Source organism: Gelidibacter maritimus, assembly GCF_014062315.1.
Taxonomy (GTDB): domain Bacteria; phylum Bacteroidota; class Bacteroidia; order Flavobacteriales; family Flavobacteriaceae; genus Gelidibacter; species Gelidibacter maritimus.
Genome location: NZ_JACGLT010000015.1, coordinates 23285 through 42946, shown reverse-complemented (window position 1 = coordinate 42946; position 19662 = coordinate 23285). Strand labels below are relative to the sequence as shown.

Annotated in this window: 16 protein-coding genes; 7 read left to right on the top strand and 9 right to left on the bottom strand. The window is 37.5% G+C overall.

What is annotated here, in order from left to right:
* Positions 1-35: 35 nt before the first annotated feature.
* Positions 36-530 carry a hypothetical protein gene (locus H3Z82_RS15710; protein ID WP_182206453.1) on the bottom strand — a complete coding sequence of 165 codons (495 nt, stop codon included), beginning with the start codon at positions 528-530 and terminating at the stop codon, positions 36-38.
* Positions 531-673: 143 nt separating this feature from the next.
* Here H3Z82_RS15710 and H3Z82_RS15705 point away from each other — a divergent pair, with 143 nt between their 5' ends.
* From H3Z82_RS15705 to H3Z82_RS15695, 3 genes are all read left to right on the top strand, one after another.
* Entirely contained in the window at positions 674-3601 is a 2928-nt protein-coding gene (locus H3Z82_RS15705) for an FAD-binding and (Fe-S)-binding domain-containing protein (RefSeq protein ID WP_182206452.1), read from the top strand.
* A 221-nt stretch (positions 3602-3822) separates the two neighbouring features.
* Positions 3823-4890, top strand: a complete 1068-nt coding sequence (aroC, locus tag H3Z82_RS15700; protein WP_182206451.1) for a chorismate synthase — start codon at positions 3823-3825, stop codon at positions 4888-4890.
* Between the two features lie 200 nt (positions 4891-5090).
* Positions 5091-6536: a dicarboxylate/amino acid:cation symporter gene (locus H3Z82_RS15695; RefSeq protein ID WP_182206450.1), complete on the top strand. Its 1446-nt coding sequence runs from the start codon at positions 5091-5093 to the stop codon at positions 6534-6536.
* A gap of 2 nt (positions 6537-6538) precedes the next feature.
* Here H3Z82_RS15695 and H3Z82_RS15690 read toward each other — a convergent pair whose 3' ends face one another.
* The gene (locus H3Z82_RS15690) at positions 6539-7444 is read right to left on the bottom strand and encodes an EamA family transporter (protein WP_182206449.1); all 906 of its coding nucleotides are present in this window, start codon (positions 7442-7444) and stop codon (positions 6539-6541) included.
* A gap of 233 nt (positions 7445-7677) precedes the next feature.
* On the opposite strand from H3Z82_RS15690, the gene H3Z82_RS15685 reads away from it, so the two are divergent.
* The 3 genes from H3Z82_RS15685 to H3Z82_RS15675 are packed head-to-tail and all read left to right on the top strand — an operon-like array spanning position 7678 to position 11399.
* Positions 7678-8508 carry an N-formylglutamate amidohydrolase gene (locus H3Z82_RS15685; protein ID WP_182206448.1) on the top strand — a complete coding sequence of 277 codons (831 nt, stop codon included), beginning with the start codon at positions 7678-7680 and terminating at the stop codon, positions 8506-8508.
* The gene (locus H3Z82_RS15680; protein WP_182206447.1) at positions 8509-10347 is read left to right on the top strand and encodes a flavohemoglobin expression-modulating QEGLA motif protein; all 1839 of its coding nucleotides are present in this window, start codon (positions 8509-8511) and stop codon (positions 10345-10347) included.
* An 11-nt stretch (positions 10348-10358) separates the two neighbouring features.
* Positions 10359-11399, top strand: a complete 1041-nt coding sequence (locus tag H3Z82_RS15675) for a glutathione synthetase (RefSeq protein ID WP_182206446.1) — start codon at positions 10359-10361, stop codon at positions 11397-11399.
* Positions 11400-11752: 353 nt separating this feature from the next.
* Here H3Z82_RS15675 and H3Z82_RS15670 read toward each other — a convergent pair whose 3' ends face one another.
* Positions 11753-12169 carry a thiol-disulfide oxidoreductase DCC family protein gene (locus tag H3Z82_RS15670; protein WP_182206445.1) on the bottom strand — a complete coding sequence of 139 codons (417 nt, stop codon included), beginning with the start codon at positions 12167-12169 and terminating at the stop codon, positions 11753-11755.
* A 125-nt stretch (positions 12170-12294) separates the two neighbouring features.
* Positions 12295-14460: an endonuclease MutS2 gene (locus tag H3Z82_RS15665; protein ID WP_182206444.1), complete on the bottom strand. Its 2166-nt coding sequence runs from the start codon at positions 14458-14460 to the stop codon at positions 12295-12297.
* A 116-nt stretch (positions 14461-14576) separates the two neighbouring features.
* Between H3Z82_RS15665 and H3Z82_RS15660 the strand changes: the two genes are divergently transcribed.
* The gene (locus H3Z82_RS15660) at positions 14577-15242 is read left to right on the top strand and encodes a uracil-DNA glycosylase (RefSeq protein WP_182206443.1); all 666 of its coding nucleotides are present in this window, start codon (positions 14577-14579) and stop codon (positions 15240-15242) included.
* A gap of 250 nt (positions 15243-15492) precedes the next feature.
* Here H3Z82_RS15660 and H3Z82_RS15655 read toward each other — a convergent pair whose 3' ends face one another.
* The 5 genes from H3Z82_RS15655 to H3Z82_RS15635 all read right to left on the bottom strand — a co-directional run bounded on the left by H3Z82_RS15655 (position 15493) and on the right by H3Z82_RS15635 (position 19585).
* A complete protein-coding gene (locus tag H3Z82_RS15655; protein WP_182206442.1) occupies positions 15493-16347 on the bottom strand; it encodes a substrate-binding domain-containing protein in 855 nt (284 codons plus the stop codon).
* A gap of 94 nt (positions 16348-16441) precedes the next feature.
* Positions 16442-17311: a nucleoside phosphorylase gene (locus H3Z82_RS15650; RefSeq protein WP_182206441.1), complete on the bottom strand. Its 870-nt coding sequence runs from the start codon at positions 17309-17311 to the stop codon at positions 16442-16444.
* On the bottom strand, positions 17311-18240 hold the full coding sequence (locus H3Z82_RS15645) for a DUF1835 domain-containing protein (RefSeq protein WP_182206440.1): 930 nt from the start codon (positions 18238-18240) through the stop codon (positions 17311-17313). Before H3Z82_RS15645 ends, H3Z82_RS15650 begins: the two co-directional genes overlap by 1 nt.
* Positions 18240-18563 (bottom strand): translation initiation factor, encoded by a 324-nt coding sequence (locus H3Z82_RS15640; protein ID WP_182206439.1) that lies wholly within the window; start codon positions 18561-18563, stop codon positions 18240-18242. Before H3Z82_RS15640 ends, H3Z82_RS15645 begins: the two co-directional genes overlap by 1 nt.
* Positions 18564-18634: 71 nt before the next feature.
* Positions 18635-19585 (bottom strand): isopenicillin N synthase family dioxygenase, encoded by a 951-nt coding sequence (locus tag H3Z82_RS15635; protein ID WP_182206438.1) that lies wholly within the window; start codon positions 19583-19585, stop codon positions 18635-18637.
* Positions 19586-19662: the final 77 nt, after the last annotated feature.

Sequence of the window (19662 nt, the reverse complement as noted above, 5' to 3'; positions counted from 1 at the left end):
TTTTATATAGTTTCTCTTCCTAAAGAAATGAACTTCTAAAATCTATATCTGATCCCTAAGGCAATATCGAAATCCAAGTCGTCATTATAATCATTTCCAAAAGCAATTTCTGGTCTAAAGTCTAATGATAACATTAATGGGATATCAAAAACGTATTCTATTCCTATATCGCCAGCAATAAAGATAAAGGTTTGATTGTCTTTATAATGTCTACCTTCATCCTTGTACTTATAACCATAACTTGCAAGACCTGCACCAGGACCTGCATACCAATTAAAGCCACCGTCAATATTCCAGACCCACTGGTAAATACCGGCAAGTTTAAACCCGTCGTAGTTGCTTCCATTTCTAAGCCCCAAATCCAATTCTAAACGATTGTTAGAACCCAATGCGCGTTGGTAAGAGACTTCCGCTCCAAAACCATCACTGTCGCCAATACGTAAACCAATGGCGTTGTCAGCAATATCCTGCGCATTCATAAACATAGTACCTCCAATAAAGGCAATAGCGATTAAAAATATTCTTTTCATAATTTAAGTTTTAAAGTTTTAACAAAAATACATCTTGAATTGATGATCGTGTGAAATTATAACGCCAACTTTATGTTAAAATTGGGTAATTACCCCTAAATTTAGGACTTATTTTTAACATAATCCGAGTTTCAATAATAGTTATGGTAATAGAGTTAAGTAAAGTGTTAAAAGAGCTCAAAGCACAATTGAACGGAGAGCTGTTTACGGACGATTTAATGAAAGCGCTTTATGCGACAGATGCTTCGGTATATAGAAAATTGCCTTTAGCGGTAGCCTATCCTAAAACTATATTGGATTTAAAACTATTGATAGATTTTGCACGTAAACACTCCACCTCACTAATTCCAAGAACAGCAGGGACATCTTTGGCAGGTCAATGTGTTGGCGAAGGTATTGTTGTAGATGTCTCCAAATATTTCACTAAAATCATAGCTATTGACGAACAGGCAAAAACGGTTACGGTACAGCCAGGTGTTGTGAGAGATGAACTCAATAACCATCTAAAGCCTTATGGACTTTTTTTTGGGCCCAACACATCCACTTCCAATCGTTGCATGATTGGGGGCATGGTAGGAAACAACTCCTCCGGAACTACATCTATTCAATATGGTGTTACGAGAGACAAAGTCCTTGCAATGAAAACCCTGTTGAGCGATGGGAGTGAAGCCCTCTTCGAGAATATCACCAAAACGGAGTTTTTCGAAAAAACAAAACCAACCACCTTGGAAGGACAAATTTACCAGTCCATATATAACGAACTGAATTCAGAAAACGTCAAAAAACGAATTTCAGACCATTTCCCAAAACCCGAAATCCATAGAAGAAATACCGGATATGCCATTGACGAGCTGCTTCAGAATGATGTTTTTTCTGATGCCTCTGAAGCTTTTAATATGTGCAAGCTATTGTCTGGAAGTGAAGGTACGCTAGCGTTTACGACTGAAATAACCTTGCAATTGGATGCCTTGCCACCGAAGGAAACAATGATGGTGGCAGCTCATTTTGATAGTATTGAAAATTGTTTGCAAAGTGTTGAGCTGACCATGCAACATGATCTTTTTACTTGTGAAATGATGGATAAAACCATTTTGGATTGTACCAAACAAAATAAAACCCAAGCAGAAAACAGGACATTTATTGTTGACGACCCTAAAGCAATCTTAATGTGTGAGGTCAGGGCAGACACTTTTGAGTCCGTCGAAAAACAAGCGGAACAGCTTGTAAAAGCCATCCAAAATTCCGGATTGAGCTACGCCTGGCCAGTTCTTGTTGGTCCGGATATCGAAAAAGCCGTGGAGCTTAGAAAAGCAGGCTTGGGACTCTTAGGGAATATGATTGGCGATAGGAAATCAGCGGCCTGTATTGAAGATACTGCTGTGGCACTCCCTGACTTGGCAAATTACATTTCTGAGTTTACAGCATTAATGAAAAGTCACGACCAAGAAGCCATTTATTACGCCCACGCTGGTGCAGGAGAACTACATTTAAGACCGATCCTCAATCTTAAAAAAAGTGAAGATGTTGCCATGTTCAGACAAATAACAACGGACGTAGCGCATTTGGTAAAAAAATATCAGGGTTCTATGAGCGGCGAGCATGGCGATGGGATTGTAAGAGCTGAATTTATTCCTTTAATGATTGGCGAAGAGAATTACCATTTGTTAAAACGTATAAAAGCTGCCTTCGATCCTGAGAATATCTTTAATCCAGGAAAGATAGTTAATGCTTACCCAATGGATGAAAATCTGCGCTATCAACCCGATAGAACCGAACCTGAAATTCCAACCCTAATGGACTTTTCAGCATCGTTAGGTATTTTAAGAGAAGCAGAAAAATGTAATGGTTCAGGCGATTGTAGGAAACTGCCCGAATTTGGTGGGACTATGTGTCCGAGCTATAGAGCAACCCGTAATGAAAAAGATACCACACGTGGCAGGGCAAATGCATTACGTGAGTTTTTAACCAATTCCGACAAAGCCAATAAGTTTGACCATCATGAATTAAAGGAGGTTTTTGACCTTTGTTTGAGTTGTAAAGCATGCGCCAGCGAATGTCCAAGCAGCGTGGACGTGGCAAGTTTAAAGGCAGAGTTTCAATATCAATATCAGAAGGCCAATGGGGTCTCATTACGAACCAAATTGTTTGCCTATAACAATGCATTGAATGGGTTTTCAAGTGCGCTACCGCAGATGACAAATTTCTTTTTCAAAAACAAAATAAGCTCTTCAATCATTAAAAAAGGCTTCGGAATTGCAAAGGAGAGATCGATTCCATTAATTTCAAAAAAGAGTTTAAGTAAGCATATTGAAGGCGTTAGCAATCAATCCTTTGTCTCTAAGCATATTAAAACTGTTTACTTTTTTAACGACGAGTTTACCAACCATTTAGATACTGCTATCGGACAGGATGCCATAGCGCTTTTAACAGGTCTGAATTATAATATCAAGTTTGTTAAGCATGCTGAATCTGGGCGCTCCTTCATGTCAAAAGGGCTCATAGAGCAGGCTAAAAAAATGGCCAATAAAAATGTGACTATTTTTAAAGATTTGATTTCAGCAGAGACACCATTAATAGGCATTGAACCTTCAGCAATTTTGACCTTTACGGATGAGTACCCAAAATTGGCAGATGATAAATTGGCCGCTCAAAATATCGCGAAACATACTTTCCTGATTGAGGAGTTTATTCAACAGGAAATCAACTTAGGACATATAAAATCTTCACAATTCACACAAGAGGAGAGAACCATTAAATTTCATGGCCATTGCCATCAAAAGGCCTTGCGCAATCAACTCTCCAGTTTCACAGTGCTTAATCTTCCAGAAAACTATAAGGTTACCATTATTCCAAGTGGCTGTTGCGGAATGGCTGGGAGTTTTGGATATGAAAAGGAACATTATGAAGTCAGCATGCAAATTGGTGAGCAGACCTTATTTCCTGCGGTAAGAAAAGCTCCTGAGACGGCACTGATCTCAGCAAACGGCACCAGTTGCAGACATCAAATTCTCGATGGCACGCAAAGGGAAGCGCTTCATCCCATTACAATCTTAAGACGCGCTCTGTTATAATCTTAAGTTTTAGAATGATTCAAAACACCTTGCATTGTGAAGATCACGTTTGTATTTTCTTAGAGACTTTGGTTTCGGAATTAGAATCGGTGTTCCGTCAAATTATCACTTGGTTTTATGAAGGAATTGTTATCTTTCCACAATTAAAAATTTAGAAAACGCTTAAAAATTCTATTTTTGTTTCTCTCAGAATACAATTACATTAGCACAAAATAATATTTATGGCAGGAAATTCCTTTGGAAAATTGTTTAAACTCACCACTTTTGGGGAGTCTCACGGCGCAGCCATTGGTGGCATTATTGATGGTTGTCCATCAGGAATAAAGTTAGATTTTGAAGCCATTCAGGCAGAAATGGACCGTCGCAAACCAGGTCAATCAGATATTGTCACCCAACGCAAAGAATCAGATAAGGTCGAATTCCTCTCAGGGATTTTTGAAGGTCAAACTACTGGGACTCCCATTGGCTTCATCATCAAAAATACTGATCAGAAATCAAAAGACTATTCACATATAAAAGACGTTTACCGTCCTAGTCACGCTGATTATACCTACGATAAAAAGTATGGTGTACGTGATTACCGGGGTGGCGGACGAAGTTCTGCACGCGAAACTGCTTGTCGAGTTGTTGCTGGTGCCATTGCAAAACAAATGCTCAAAGACGTTAAGATTCATGCTTTTACTTCCTCAGTAGGCGATATATTTTTAGACAAACCCTATCAAGATCTTGACTTTTCAAAGATTGAAAGCAATACTGTACGTTGCCCGGATGAAGCCATTGCAAATCAAATGATTGAACGGATCAGGGAGATTAGAAAACAAGGCGATACCATTGGTGGAACAGTCACTTGTGTGATTCAGAATTTACCTGTGGGGCTTGGAGAGCCTGTATTTGATAAGTTACATGCTGAACTTGGTAAGGCCATGCTATCCATTAATGCTGTAAAAGGTTTTGAATATGGTAGTGGATTTTGTGGCGCCAAGATGAAGGGTAGTGAGCACAACGATCAATTTAATGAAGATGGAAGTACCAAAACCAATTTATCTGGTGGTATTCAAGGCGGCATAAGCAACGGAATGGACATTTATTTTAGAGTGGCTTTCAAACCGGTAGCCACAATTATCCAAAAACAGAACACTCTTGATAATAAAGGTGATATTGTAGAAATGCAGGGTAAGGGGCGGCATGATCCGTGCGTTGTACCTAGAGCCATTCCTATTGTTGAGGCCATGGCAGCTTTAGTCTTAGCAGACTATTCACTCCTGCGCAGGCAGGAGTCTCATGAATAAATAGATATGACTTGAATATTTCAGGCTTTTTTCCCTAAATATTCAAAACTATAACAACATCATGCACATTGTATTGGTGTGTCACTTTAAATAAAAACCTATAACAATATTTGCGCAGGCAAGGAGCCTCATAGGTAAGTATGACAGGAGTTTTAAAAAATAATTAAAAAGGATTCCTGCCTTCGCAGGAAGAAAGGCTTATGAAAAAATTAGCACTACATTGGAAAATTGTCATTGGAATGGTCCTTGGTATCCTATGGGCGTTACTGTCCAGTTACATGGGTTGGAGCGCATTTACCATCAACTGGATTGATCCTTTCGGGACTATTTTTATTAATTTACTGAAACTAATTGCGGTGCCTTTGGTATTGTTTTCCATAATTGGTGGTGTTGCAAATATTGGGGATCCTTCAAGCTTGGGACGAATGGGTGGTAAAACTTTACTTATTTATCTTCTGACTACAGTTTTAGCCATTTCTTTAGGGCTTGTTTTAGTAAATACCATAAAACCTGGCAAGCTCATAGACGAACAAAGCCGCATAGACAATCGTATCAATTATGAAATATGGGCCAGTTCTGAGGGCCATGAAATAAAAGATGATATCAATTATTTAGAAGACCCCGAATATTTTGAAAGAGCACAAGAGATTTCGGAATTAACTAAGCAAGATTTAAAAGAAGTATCCGTTTCAGATAAGATTGCCACCGCCGATCAACGCAAGGAAACAACACCTCTGCAGCCGTTAATTGATATTGTTCCCGACAATTTCTTTTACTCACTTTCCAATAACGGGTTGATGTTGCAAATCATATTTTTCGCGATTTTCTTTGGTGTATGCCTCTTGTTTATTCCGGATGAAAAATCGGCACCCGTTTTAAAATTAGTCGATGGTATCAACGAGGTGTTTCTCAAAATGGTGGATTTGGTAATGCAAGCAGCGCCCTTTTTTGTTTTTGCCTTATTGGCTGGTGTTGTCAGTAAAATGGCTGGGGATGACATTGGAAAGGTTGTCGAGATATTTAAAGGTCTAAGCTGGTACTCCTTAACTGTGCTTAGCGGCCTGTTAATTATGATATTTATAACCTATCCTGCCATTTTGAAGTCCTTTGTTAAAAAGATACCTTATGTTGGCTTTTTTAAAGCCATGAGTCCAGCTCAGACCTTGGCATTTTCAACATCGAGCAGTGCAGCAACTCTTCCTGTCACTATGGAATGTGTTGAACAAAACCTTGGTGTCAATAAAAAAATTAGCAGCTTTGTCCTGCCTATTGGTGCCACCGTCAATATGGACGGAACAAGCTTATACCAAGCCGTAGCAGTGATATTTTTAGCTCAGTTGCATATGATTGATCTAACCATAGGTCAGCAACTTACCGTGGTCATGACCACTACATTGGCCTCAATAGGTTCTGCAGCAGTGCCTAGCGCAGGTTTGGTGATGCTAATTATCGTGTTGGATTCCGTAGGACTCAATCCTGCTTGGATTGCCATTATTTTTCCAGTTGATCGTATTCTAGATATGTTTAGAACTGTGGTTAACGTTACGGGAGATGCTACCGTTTGTTCCATAATAGCCGATGGTGAAAATATGTTGGAATATGAAGATGACAAAGACCCAACAGAAACTTTCGATTTGAAATCTTAAAATCAAATATGCGCGGCACGCCTTCGGTTGATTCTGTTTTTTATTGCAGCAAAATTAAAGATGACAATAGAAATAATAATCAAGAGGTAACAAATGGCTTCAATTAAACTGACCTTTTCATTGAAATAGAAAATGGCAAGCATAAAATTAATAAGCGGATTCAAATAAATAAATACGCCTACTACAGAAGAGTTCAAACCTCTTAGGGCATAAATATTAAGAAACATCGGGATGATTGTAAATACCACCGCAATCAATGCCAACATTCCGTAAAAAAATGGTGTTTTTATGTTAGGTGAATCGTAGGTAATGATGAATGGCAACAAAAAGACGACTGCAAAAAACACTTGGCAGGTTAAAATCAAAAAACGATCCATCTCTTGGTTTTTTCGTTGTAAAACCAAATACAGTGCATAGGTCAGTGCTATGACCAGACTGTAAAACAAATCGGTAAAATTACCCAATGAGAGTAACAAACACCCGATTAAACTCAATATTACGGAGACCCATTGCAATTTAAAAAGCTTTTCTTTTAGGAGCAGAAAAGCCAAAACCATGGTTAAAATTGGACAAATAAGATATGCCAAAGACGTAGCACTTACACTGACATTATTCATTACATAAATAAAAATATACCAGTTGAGCGCCAGAAATAGTCCACTTAAAATATTAATAATAATGATTCGCCGTTTGTCTTTGGCAGTAAATGAATTGAATAATTTAATATTTGTTTTTAATGCCTTTGGTCGAAGCGCTAAAGAAACGAACAGCATGATGACTACTGAGCCCAAAGTCCGATAACTCAGAATGTCAAAAGCCGTAAAAGAGTCAAGAGACTTTAGCGCAATACTAAAAAAGCCCCAAATAGTAAAGGCTGAAATTACGGCAATATAATACTTTGTCTGCATCTCTGAATTCTTTAGCAAGTCCGCAAAGGTATTCTAAAAACCTGAGCACATCCTATTATTGTTGTTTTAAAAATGAGGTGGCGTTGACCTTATATTCTTGCTCATTAAAAATAGATATTAACTATTATTTATCATTTCGAGTGGGGGTTAACAACACTTTATTCGATAAATTTGTGTAGATGTGAGAATTTTATGTCTTTTAAAAGCTCATAACATCTTATAAAATTCAACTCATGCAAAAACTCTCAATTCAAGAAATTATTTCAAAAATAGAAGACGAAGAACTGTTTCACGCAGTTGCTTCTGACTATTCGTTTACTATAAAAATAGACAATTATGTACCTTATGCATGTGCTGCAGTGCATAATGGACACCAGTTCAGGAAAGAATTATGGTCTAAATGCTTACATTCAGAATACGAGCGCTGGTACGAGGAGGATCCGAAAACCAAAACCATGTTGAAACCACATCCTATCGTGATTTCCGGAATGGATTCAAGATTTGAATACGACCTAAACAGGGCGCCTGATGAGGCTATTTATGATGACGCTTGGGGCAAACAGCTCTGGAAAGAACCTTTGACTGAAGACGAAAGGTCAAAAAGCCTTGAAAAGCATCAGAATTTTTATAAGGTGGTCCATAGCTTAATTAGAAAACTGGAACTCAAATTCGGATGCTGTGTAGTTTATGATCTGCATAGTTATAATTGGAAGCGCTGGGACAGAGAAGTACCAACGTGGAACTTAGGCACCTCAAATATAGACAATAAACGATTTGAAAATGCCGTAGAAGAATGGCGAGAGCAGTTATCACAAATTAAGTTACCAAATGAGATTCCGCCAACGGCCAAAATAAATGATACCTTTCAGGGAAATGGCTATTTTTTGAAATTTATTACCAGCAACTTTAACAACACTTTGGTTTTGGCAACAGAAGTAGCCAAGATTTATTGTGATGAACTTGGACAAATAATCTATCCAGAAGTTGTTTCTGCCATCAGGAAAGGTTTAAAAAAGCAATTGCCAGAGCATGCTTCAAACTTTTACAATATATATTCTAATTAAATGACGGAAGATTACCATATAGATGCTGAACTTGTTCAAAACATTTGCAAAAATATCGCTGACAATGTTCCTGTAAATACCGAATTGCCAAAAAACGGATTGTTGCATATTGACAAATTGCTACCATTTATTTGTGTCTACAGGTACAAGGATTTAGATGTTTATTTTTCAAGACTTCTTAAAACGCAAGCATCTTATCTTATTGTTGAAGAATCGATAGATATTTCGCATCTATTGGAAGCCATACGATTGATCGTTTCTGAAAAGTTTGAAACTTTTCTGATTTTAGAGTTATGGCCCGATAAGGAGGCGCTTAAAAATCAATTTCAAATTTACGGACCAAAGGACAAATCTACAGAAACCTTAAATGCGCTTAAGGAGGGATTCAGCGAAATAAAAAAGACACTTCCTATTGTAACCACTAAAATAATTCCTACGCAATTTAGACACCCTAAGCATTTATCTCCGTTATCAGACATCTCTACGACTAAGAAATCAGGAATTTTAATTATTGGTATTTCAGTACCTGTGGTTTATCAAAACTCTGAAACTGATGAATTGTATTCGTTATTTTTCAGAAAGTTCTACACTATTTTTTCTGAAACTATTAAAAGGGCCGTTTACGAGTTTATACGAGTGCAAACCACCGATGCATTTGAAAATTATTTAATGCTTGGCAAGACCCATATTGATGCTGTCACCATTTCCTCAGATACTAAAATTTCAGAAATTAGTGAACGGATGTCTTTTCTTTTACGAGTGACACCGGTAAACAGTAACGAAGAATGGGACAAGTTTGAGCAGAATGAATATACGGTCACACCATCTTTTAAATACAGATTGATTGCGATAGACCCCGAGTTGGAGAAGCGTAAGCTTTTTAATATTCCAATTGATTTAGTTGAAGATCCAACAATTGCTTTTATTCTAAGAGGAAAACGTTTAGAAATTGAAAAACAATTGATTATGCTCGAAGAGCGTGGCACTGATAATTTCAGATTTATTGGTGAAAGTCTTTACGGAGTCATCCGGAAAGATGTCTTGGTTGCGGCACAACACATCCTAAAAACTTATCCAGCAGGAGAGGTCATTCAAGGCTCCAAACGTTTTAATAGTGCCGAATTTGCAGAACATGCACAAAAGGAGATTGATTATTACGCTCAAAGATTTCCGGAAATGGATCTTGGTATTGAAGTAAGGGATGATGTTGCTGGCATCATGGTCTCCAAGTCCAAGTTGCTTATTAATAATGAAATGAATTTGGATGCTAAACGCTGTGATGCTTTGATCCAACACGAAGTAGGCACCCATATATTGACTTATTGCAATGGCAAAAGCCAACCCTTAAGACAGATGTACAGCGGATTTGAAGGTTACGACCAATTACAGGAAGGCTTGGCCGTTATTGCTGAATATCTGGTTGGAGGCCTGACCGTTAACCGTTTAAGATTATTGGCAGGACGCGTTATTGCTGTAAACGCCATGGTTGGGAATGCCAGCTTTATCGAAACATTTAATTTACTAAGAAAGTCGTATGCTTTTCCTGATCGTGTGGCCTATTATATTAGCATGCGTGTTTATCGGGGCGGCGGACTTACTAAAGATGCGGTTTATCTTGCCGGACTAATAGATTTGATGGGCTACCTTAAAAATGGTGGGAAGCTTGAACCGCTATACACTGGTAAGTTCAACACCACTCATATTGCTTTAGTTGAAGAACTGCTTTACAGAGATGTTTTGAAACAACCTATACTTCCAAGTTTTTTAGAACGTAATGAGGTAAAGGAACGTTTGAAAAAGTTAAGAAAGGGGATGGATATTGTTGATCTTGTGAAATAAAATCAGACAAAATGAAAATAGGATTTATAATAAATGACCACGCTACAGAAAAGTGGAATTATACCACGCCAGCTTTAGGTTACGCTGCCTATAAAAGAGGGCATGAAGTGTTTTTTATTGGTGTTGGCGAGTTGTCGTATGCTTCAAAAGGGCATCTATCTGTGCGATGTAAAACGATAAGTGAGCGTACTTTTAAAAGTGAAGAAACCTATTTCAAGGCTATTCAGAAAGAAGAATTTGTAAACTTATCTTCTAAAGACTTGGATGTTCTATTTTTACGAAATAATCCTGCAGATGAGATCAATGAACGCGATTGGGCTTATAACGCGGCTTTTATTTTCGGCGAAATAGCTATGACCAATGGCGTGTTGGTGCTCAACCACCCAAGCAGTTTGGCGGGAGCAGTTAATAAAATGTACTTTCAGCACTTCCCCGAAATTCTACGTCCTAAAACAATAATTACGCGAGACCATAATGAGATAAAGGAGTTCTTTAAAGAGCAAAAACAGAAAATGATTCTCAAGCCTTTACAAGGATCGGGCGGAACCAATGTATTTATGATGGATAAGAAGAATGAACACAATCTTTCACAAACTATTGATGCTATTTGTCGTGACGGATTTGTGATTGCCCAAGAGTATCTTACCGAGGCCAAAGGAGGCGATACGCGTCTCTTCTTAATGAATGGCGAGCCTTTAAAGGTCGATGGCCAATATGCCCTAATGCAGCGCGTCAATGCCTCTGGTGATATTAGAAGCAATATACATGCCGGTGGCAAACCTGAAAAGGTAAAGATGACCGATCAGATTATGGAGCTCGCCGAAATTGTCAGACCAAAATTGGTCCAAGACGGCATGTTTTTAGTAGGCATCGATATTGTAGGCTCTAAGTTGATGGAGATTAACGTCTTTAGTCCAGGAGGTTTAAATGTGATGGGACAAATGTATGATGTCGATTTTGCCACACCGGTTATTGAGTCTATTGAACGGAAGGTTTATTATAGAAGCATGTACGGCGACTATCTGTATAATAGCAGGTTGGCAACATTGTAATGATAATCGCAACTATTTAACGAATATCTAATTAGGCTAATTTCTAAGTTAGTCATATAAAATTTAATGCCATCATGAACTTTGGATATTAAAATCTTCCATTTGGAGGTATTAATGCCATTTATAGATAATATTGGCATCAACTACATTTTAATCAACTATTTTAATCCCTTCAACGAATATTTTATTTGGTCACAAGTCTATTGTATAGATTTACGTTATCAAAATAATGTGCTATTAATCAACTTATTGTTTGTTTATTGATCGTTAAGTTTGAAATTAATTTAGTTTTTAAGTAGTTGTTAAATAAAAAAAGTCCTTTGCCGAGGACTTTTTTTTATATAGGATTTCAATTATAAAAACTTAGACCTTAGCTCTTTAGTTGGAATCATACACGCCTCCTTTTTGCCATACCATTTATATCTGTTTTTCGCAATAAAATCGTATACCCAATTTCTGATGAATGCGGGCACAATTAAAAATACAGTCATTAAATTTCTTGGGAACCCAAGTTTTGACGCAATTTTTAAAGCTGCAGACGATTTATATGAAATACCATCCTCTGAAGAATAGAGTAATATAGAGTCCATTTTATTAGTATCCACATTAAACTTTTTTATAACAGCTTGACCAACTTCCCCCTGTAAAGTCGTATAACGAAATACATCGTCTTTATCATGTTTGATCACATACTGTACCGAGGCATCACAAAGGTTACAGACCCCGTCAAAAAGAATTAGCTTTTTATTTTTCTCCAAATCTATGGACATGATGCTTTATTTTTTACGATTTATTATATTGATGACCAGTGAGTGGTATTAAAATTAGGTAATCCATAGCTTTAAATAATACACTATAAATACCTATAAATCAAATGTATAATACACTTGTTGTTTTACTTTTTTGCCGCCTCTACGAGTTCAAGTTGGTCCACACTTACATTGGTGGTGAATATACCGTAATTGATAATCGCTTTATTTTTTTCGATTTTATCAATACTGCCAACAGCTCTACCATCCTGTAATCTGACGCGGTCACCAATCTTAAAATTCGGCTTTGGTTTTGGAGCAGCCTCAACTTTCTTCTTGGCAGCTTTCTTTTTCTGACGAATGACGTCAACCGTTTTCTCAGCTTCCTTAATAACTTTTTTCGCCTTTGCTTTTTGTACCTTCTGCACTTTGGCCGGAACTTTCTTTCGCTTGGAATTTTCAATTTGGACAATTTTAAACAACTCAGACATCAGTTCACGCTTTTGCTTGTTGTTAAAATAGCGCTCTGCCAAATCATCCATCTTTTGTCCCAAATAAATCAGCCGTTGATTGCTGTCGTACAACTCTTGATAGCTCTCAAGCTTTCTCTGGATCTTCTGATTGATCTCCTCAAGCTTTTCAGCTTCGTTCAATTTTTTCTGTTCGTTAACTTTAAGAGAACGTTCTGTTTTTTCCAATTTAGAACGTTCTTTCTGGAGCTTTGCGATCGTGGCATCGAACCGTACTTTTCCGCGTTCAATTTTCTTTTTTGCGCGGTTGATCAAACTATATGGAATTCCATTTTTCTGGGCCACTTCAAAGGTAAAGGAACTTCCCGCTTGACCTAGTGCAAGTTTAAACATAGGCTCCAAACTTTTCTCATCAAACATCATATTGGCATTTTGCATAAATGGCAATTCGTTGGCCAAAACTTTAAGATTGGAGTAGTGGGTGGTGATAATTCCGTAGGCTTCCCTGTGATAAAACTCTTCCAAAAATGTTTCGGCCAAAGCGCCGCCCAGTTCCGGATCACTACCGGTTCCAAATTCATCAATTAAGAAAAGCGTGTTGTTATTACACTTCTTAAGGAAGTAATGCATTCGTTTCAATCGGTAACTATACGTGCTTAAATGGTTTTCAATCGATTGATTATCACCAATATCAGTTAATATTCGATTGAATAAGCAGATTTTACTACGTTCATGTACTGGAATCAACAGTCCGCTCTGTAACATGACCTGCAACAACCCCACCGTTTTCAAAGTAATACTTTTCCCACCTGCATTAGGTCCTGAAATAACAATAATCCTATTTTCAGGATGTAATTCTATGGATTGTGGAAAGGTTTTGATATTCTTTTTTTGGTTTGAAATATAAAGCAACGGATGGATGGCATCTCTGAGAATATAGTCTTTGTTTTCAGTAATTTCCGGCAGCAGCGCATTGATGGATTGTGCATATTTCGCTTTGGCAAAAATAACGTCGATATCCGTCAAAAAACTTTGATAGTCCATTAACAAATCTCGAAATGGTCTCATAAAATCAGTCAGCTGTTTTAATATCCTGTTGACTTCTTCTGTTTCTTCGAATTCTAAATTATTGAGTTCGCGTGTATATCTAAACGTTGCTTCAGGTTCAATATAAACAATGCTGCCTGTTTTACTACCTCCCAAAATGGCGCCCTTCACTTTACGCCTATACATTGCTTTGACTGCCAATACCCGCTTATTTTCAACCACGGATTCCCTAATATCATCTAAATAATCCATGCCGCTATAAGCGTTGAGGGCTGACATAAAACTTTGGTTGATTTTGCCTCTAATAGCATTGATCTCTTGTCTTAATCTTAATAGTTCCTGCGATGCACCGTCCTTAACATCTCCAAACCGATCAATGACGCTATCTATTTCATGAATCAATTCAGTGGTAACGGGAATAGGGGTAGAGAACTCAAATAAGTTGGGGTAATACTCCTTAAATTTCTTTAAAAAACCGATTATTTCATTATTTGAAATTGAAATAGCCTTGATCTTTTTGAAACTACTGGGTTCCAGAAATGAGTTTTCTATTTTTAAAAGTTGGATTTCCTTGGTGATAGGCTCAAACCCATGATTTGGAATGCGGTTTTCATTTTCAAAAGACGCCAAATAATCATTGGTCAGCTCTAAAGCTGTCAGAATTTCATCTTTTCTTCTGAATGGCCTAATCTGTAAGGCTTTTTCAGTTCCCAAGTGCGTAACGCAATAATCCGCCATTTGGTTTAAGACGGTATAAAATTCAATATCTTTTAAGGTTTTATCTTGAATGTGCATTCTCTTTTAGGGGAACTTTAATTTGGAGCAAATTTACGGAAATTTAAAGTTTTGGCACGTCTATTTGTTGACATACAAAAAATCATCTTATTTTTATCCAAAACCTAAAACTAACCATGCAGATTAATATCCATTCCAGTTGGCAGAAAATGCTTCAATCAGAGTTTGAGAAACCTTATTTTAAATCGCTAATGGCATTTGTAGATCATGAATATGCCAATCATACCTGTTATCCGAAAAAAGAAGCCATTTTCAATGCTTTTAATTGGACGCCATTTGATCAAGTTAAATTGGTGATTATTGGTCAAGACCCATACCACGGTGCTGGGCAGGCCAACGGCTTGTGCTTTTCGGTAAATGATGGCATGGCGCATCCGCCATCCCTAAGAAATATTTTTAAAGAGTTAGAGTCTGATTTAAATAAGCCATATCCAACCTCAGGGAATTTAGATCAGTGGGCGAAACAAGGCGTTTTATTGCTCAATGCAACGCTAACGGTGAGAGCGGGAATTGCCGGCAGTCATCAAAAACAAGGTTGGGAAACTTTTACGGATCAGGTTATTAAAACAATTAGTGATCAAAAAAATAACGTCGTTTTTTTACTTTGGGGTGGTTTTGCCAAAAATAAAGCTAAGTTAATAAATGCCTCCAAGCACACCATTATCACTTCAGGGCATCCTTCGCCATTAAGTGCGAATAGAGGGTATTGGTTTGGGAACAAAAATTTTAGTAAGGCTAACTTCCAGTTGGAGCAAGTTGGCGTTGATCCAATTGTTTGGTAATAGGTGCAGAGCGTTGCATCGATTTTACTTCTGTAATGTTCTTTTTAGTAGATTTATTACAGCTGAATATAAGTAGTAGGAAATTTAAAGCAACTAAAGAAACAACAATTAAAATAATGGTCATGATCATATCAATTTGTATATGCCAAAAAAATTAGGACGATTTGGACTACAAATGTAGCTAATTTTAGAACCATAGTAGCTCAAAACCAGCAAAAACTTAATAAAATGTTAAATCTCTACGCATAAGCTAGATATTTTTAACGATTTCACTGTAAGGCTTTTGCTCGGTAAGGATGTCCAATTTCATTAATTTCTCTTGAACTTCTTTTACCGTAGCCGCCTTCAAATGGCTTTGCGACCATTCTGTTAAAGAAAGCCATTCTTGAACGTCTTCCAATTGGAGCTCATATCTATTGGCGATCATTCGGTCTATGCTTGGAATCTCTTTAAAATCGATAGTGGTATTATTGATAATCTCTAATACAATCTTAACTACATTTTCATTGGCCTTTAAAAACTCATCCCTAACTGCAATAACAAAACATGGCCACGGCGTAGGACAATTATCTATGCGTCTAAAAACACCGGAGTCTACGATAGGTTTGGTCATAAATTTTTCCCACATAAAATAATCGGCATCGCCATTGCTCAGTGCTTTTACCGCGCCTTCTAAATCCTGTATGACCTCAAAATTTAGATCAGTATCTAAATCCCAACCATGATTTTCAGCATTGATATAGGCCATTAAGTGAGATCCTGAGCCAAATCTACTAATCGCACAACGTTTGCCTTTTAAATCCTCGATAGATTTAAATTCGGAACCAGCCGCAACATGAACTCCCCAAATAAGTGGTGTTTCGACAAATATTTGAACAACTTTACTCGGGTTTCCTTCCGCAATATCCTTTATGATGCCTTCAGTTAAAATAACGGCCATATCAATTTCGCCTGTCCGAAGCGCTTCACTCATAGCACCTGTGCCACCGGGATAATCTTCCCACCGGAGATTGATATTTTCCTGCTTATACTCGCCATCTTTCAGTGTTAAATACCACGCAAGGTTAAAATGTTCAGGTACCCCACCAATTTTTACTGTTGTCATTTAAAAGTGTATTAATTTATCCAGCAATGTGAATGTCTTCCTTAACGGAAGTTATTTAATGTAAATTTATAATTAGAGTATTCGGGTCTTTAAGCTATTCCACAATTTTGCCCAATGTATATCTTATTAAATCATCAACGAGATTTTTTGGATCTTTACTAAATTCGCCAGTTGCTCTATTGGCAATGATGGCATTCATCGACAAAGCTTTGTGACCTAATAGTGCGGACAAACCATAAATCCCGGCAGTTTCCATTTCTAAATTGGTTATGGCCATATCGTTATAATTAAAACTTGACAATTTATCATTCAGTTGGCCATCCTGCAAAGAAAGTCTCAAAACCCGACCCTGAGGGCCATAAAACCCAACATTGGTAGCTGTAAAACCGCGTACCGTTTTTTCGGAACTGAATTTACTCAACAAAGCTTCGTTGCATCTTACAATATAGGGTCTTGATTTTAGAGTACTCCAATTGGTATGATTGACTAAGGCATCTGAAATTTTATGATGTTGGACGTGTTCACTGTCATAAAAATGCAACAAACTATCAAAACCAGCGGCGTAATCACTTATTAAAAAAGAGTTTAAAGGGATATCCTTTTGGATGGAACCCGAAGTTCCTATTCTAATAATTTCCAATGCGGTGAGTTGGTCTTTGACGTCACGTTTTTCTAAGTCGATGTTGACCAAGGCGTCCAGCTCATTGATGACAATATCAATATTGTCCGTACCAATGCCTGTTGAAATCACTGTAATCCGTTTGCCTTTGTAGGTTCCGGTTTGTGTATGAAACTCTCTTTTTCTTGTTTCAAATTCAATAGTATCAAAGTATTTTGTAACCCGATCAACGCGATCTGGGTCGCCAACAGTAATGATTGTCGTGGCCAGATGTTCTGGTCTTAGATTAAGATGATAGACACTGCCATCCGGATTGAGTATAAGTTCTGATGCTTTTATGGCCATTAGGTCGATTTTACAAGTTTATTTTCAATTTTACTGAACTGAAAATCCATTTTTTTGACACCTCCGTAAATCATCTTGGAAGCCATGTCCTTAGAAAAATCACGATTTTCCAACAATGCGTCATGTCCTTTCCGATTGAGAACAACTCGGTTTTCTTCTTCAGTGTAAAAAATACTCAGTCTGTTGATCATTCTTTCAATCTGGATGTCCCCAAAACCATAATACCCTTGAAAATTCAAAATATAGCCCAATAGATGGCGTTTTGAGGTTATGGTATGATCAGATATCATATGGAGTGTATGCATTTCTAAGGTAGATAGCCCTGTTTTGGAATCTGGAAACCGCTCTAAATGCGCTTTTAAACAACTGCTTAAATACGGAAACGACGATTTTTGAACAATAAAGGGTTTAAATAGATTATGATCATGACCGCAATAAATACGCCATAAAGAACTCATCAATTCAATATCTTCACCAGATAGTTTAATTTTGTTTTTATATTCCCTTTGAAGTTGTTCAGGTTTTAATTCTACCAATGCCTTAAGGTCTTTTTCACCTTTTATGCGTCCGCTGCATACCAAGTAAAGTGGAACCTCAATCTTTTTTTGCTTCAGGAGGTTGATAATGGCCATTAAATTGATATGACAGAATAAATCGTACTCAAACCATAACACGATTTCCGCAAACTGATCGGTATGGTTTAAAACGTCGAGTTCACTAAATAGTTCAGCCTCGGCAATTTCAATATCGTAGAACTCCAATAGAAAATCCTTTCGGAGATTGAAAAATGCGTCAGTTTCAATCTCTTCTGTAGTTGGACCTTCACAGAGCATTTCCTGCCAGGTTAGAAAGTCACCTTCAATTTTCAGCTCGTTTAAATAATCGGTCAGCGCATTGCCGTTGGTTATATGTAAAACTCCGAATCCCATTAGCCTCCTACACGTTTTACAGTAAATCCTTTTTCTTTTAAGATTTCCATAATTTTATCTCTATAATCACCCTGAATAATGATTTTATCGTCTTTAAAACTTCCGCCTACACTCAACTTTGTCTTGAGTTCTTTTGCCAATATCTTAAAGTCTTCGGTAGCTCCATTATAACCTTCTATTATAGTCGTAGGCTTACCTTTTCGTTTTTCGTATTTACAAATTATAGGATCATCCTGCAACCAAACATTTGAGGGTTCAACTTTAGGAGTTTCTTCTGGGGTGTGTTCCGGGAACAACTTTTTAAGTTGGTCTTGTAAATCCATGTTTTTAGTCTTCAGTTATCAGTCTCAGTTTTCAGTTGCATCACTGCCCATTGAAAACTGCCAACTGCCAACTATTTTTTTATCAATCCTAATTCTACTAAACGCTCGTTTAGAAATTCGCCAGCTGTAATATCTTCAAATTGCTTAGGGTGGTTTTCATCAATACAGCTTTCCAAAACATCCAATTTCATTTCACTGATGGGATGCATAAAAAATGGAATGGAATATCGTGAGGTTCCCCATAGTTCTTTTGGCGGATTAACGACACGATGAATGGTTGATTTTAATTTGTTATTGGTGTGACGTGAGAGCATGTCGCCAACATTGATCATCAATTCATCAGGTTGGGCAATGGCATCAATCCATTCGCCTTTATGATTTTGTACCTGCAGACCACGACCCTGAGCCCCCATTAATAACGTAATTAAATTAATGTCGCCATGCGCTGCCGCTCGCACCGCGTCTTTAGGTGCCTCAAGGATGGGCGGATAATGGATAGGCCGTAAAATAGAATTGCCATTATGAATGTAATTATCAAAATAGGTTTCTTCCAACCCTAAATGAAGTGCCAAAGCGCGAAGCACGTATTTTGCTGTTCTTTCCAGCATTGCATAGGCCTCTTTGCCTACCTCATTAAATCTTGGTAATTCTGTAACCGTTACGTTTTGAGGATATTCCTTGGCACGGACAGGATCGTCTTCTACATATTGTCCAAAATGCCAAAACTCCTTTAAATCGGCCTGTTTTTGACCCTTGGCACTCTCTTTCCCGAAAGAAACATAGCCCCGTTGACCTGCAATTCCAGGGATTTCATATTTCTGCTTGGTTTCCAAAGGCAACGAAAAGAAATTTTTTACTTCGCCATAAAGATCATCAACTAATTGGTCATCTAAAAAATGGCCTTTAAGTGCAACGAAGCCTATGTCTTCATAAGCCTTGCCTAGGTCATCAATAAATTTCTGCTTTCTAACCGGATCGCCAGAAACAAAATCCTGAAGATTCACACTTGGTATCACATTCATATCTATATAGGGTATTAGATTAAACTGTCCTTATTACAAAAGTAACGAAAATACTGTGAAATGTAGCTGCTTTATTA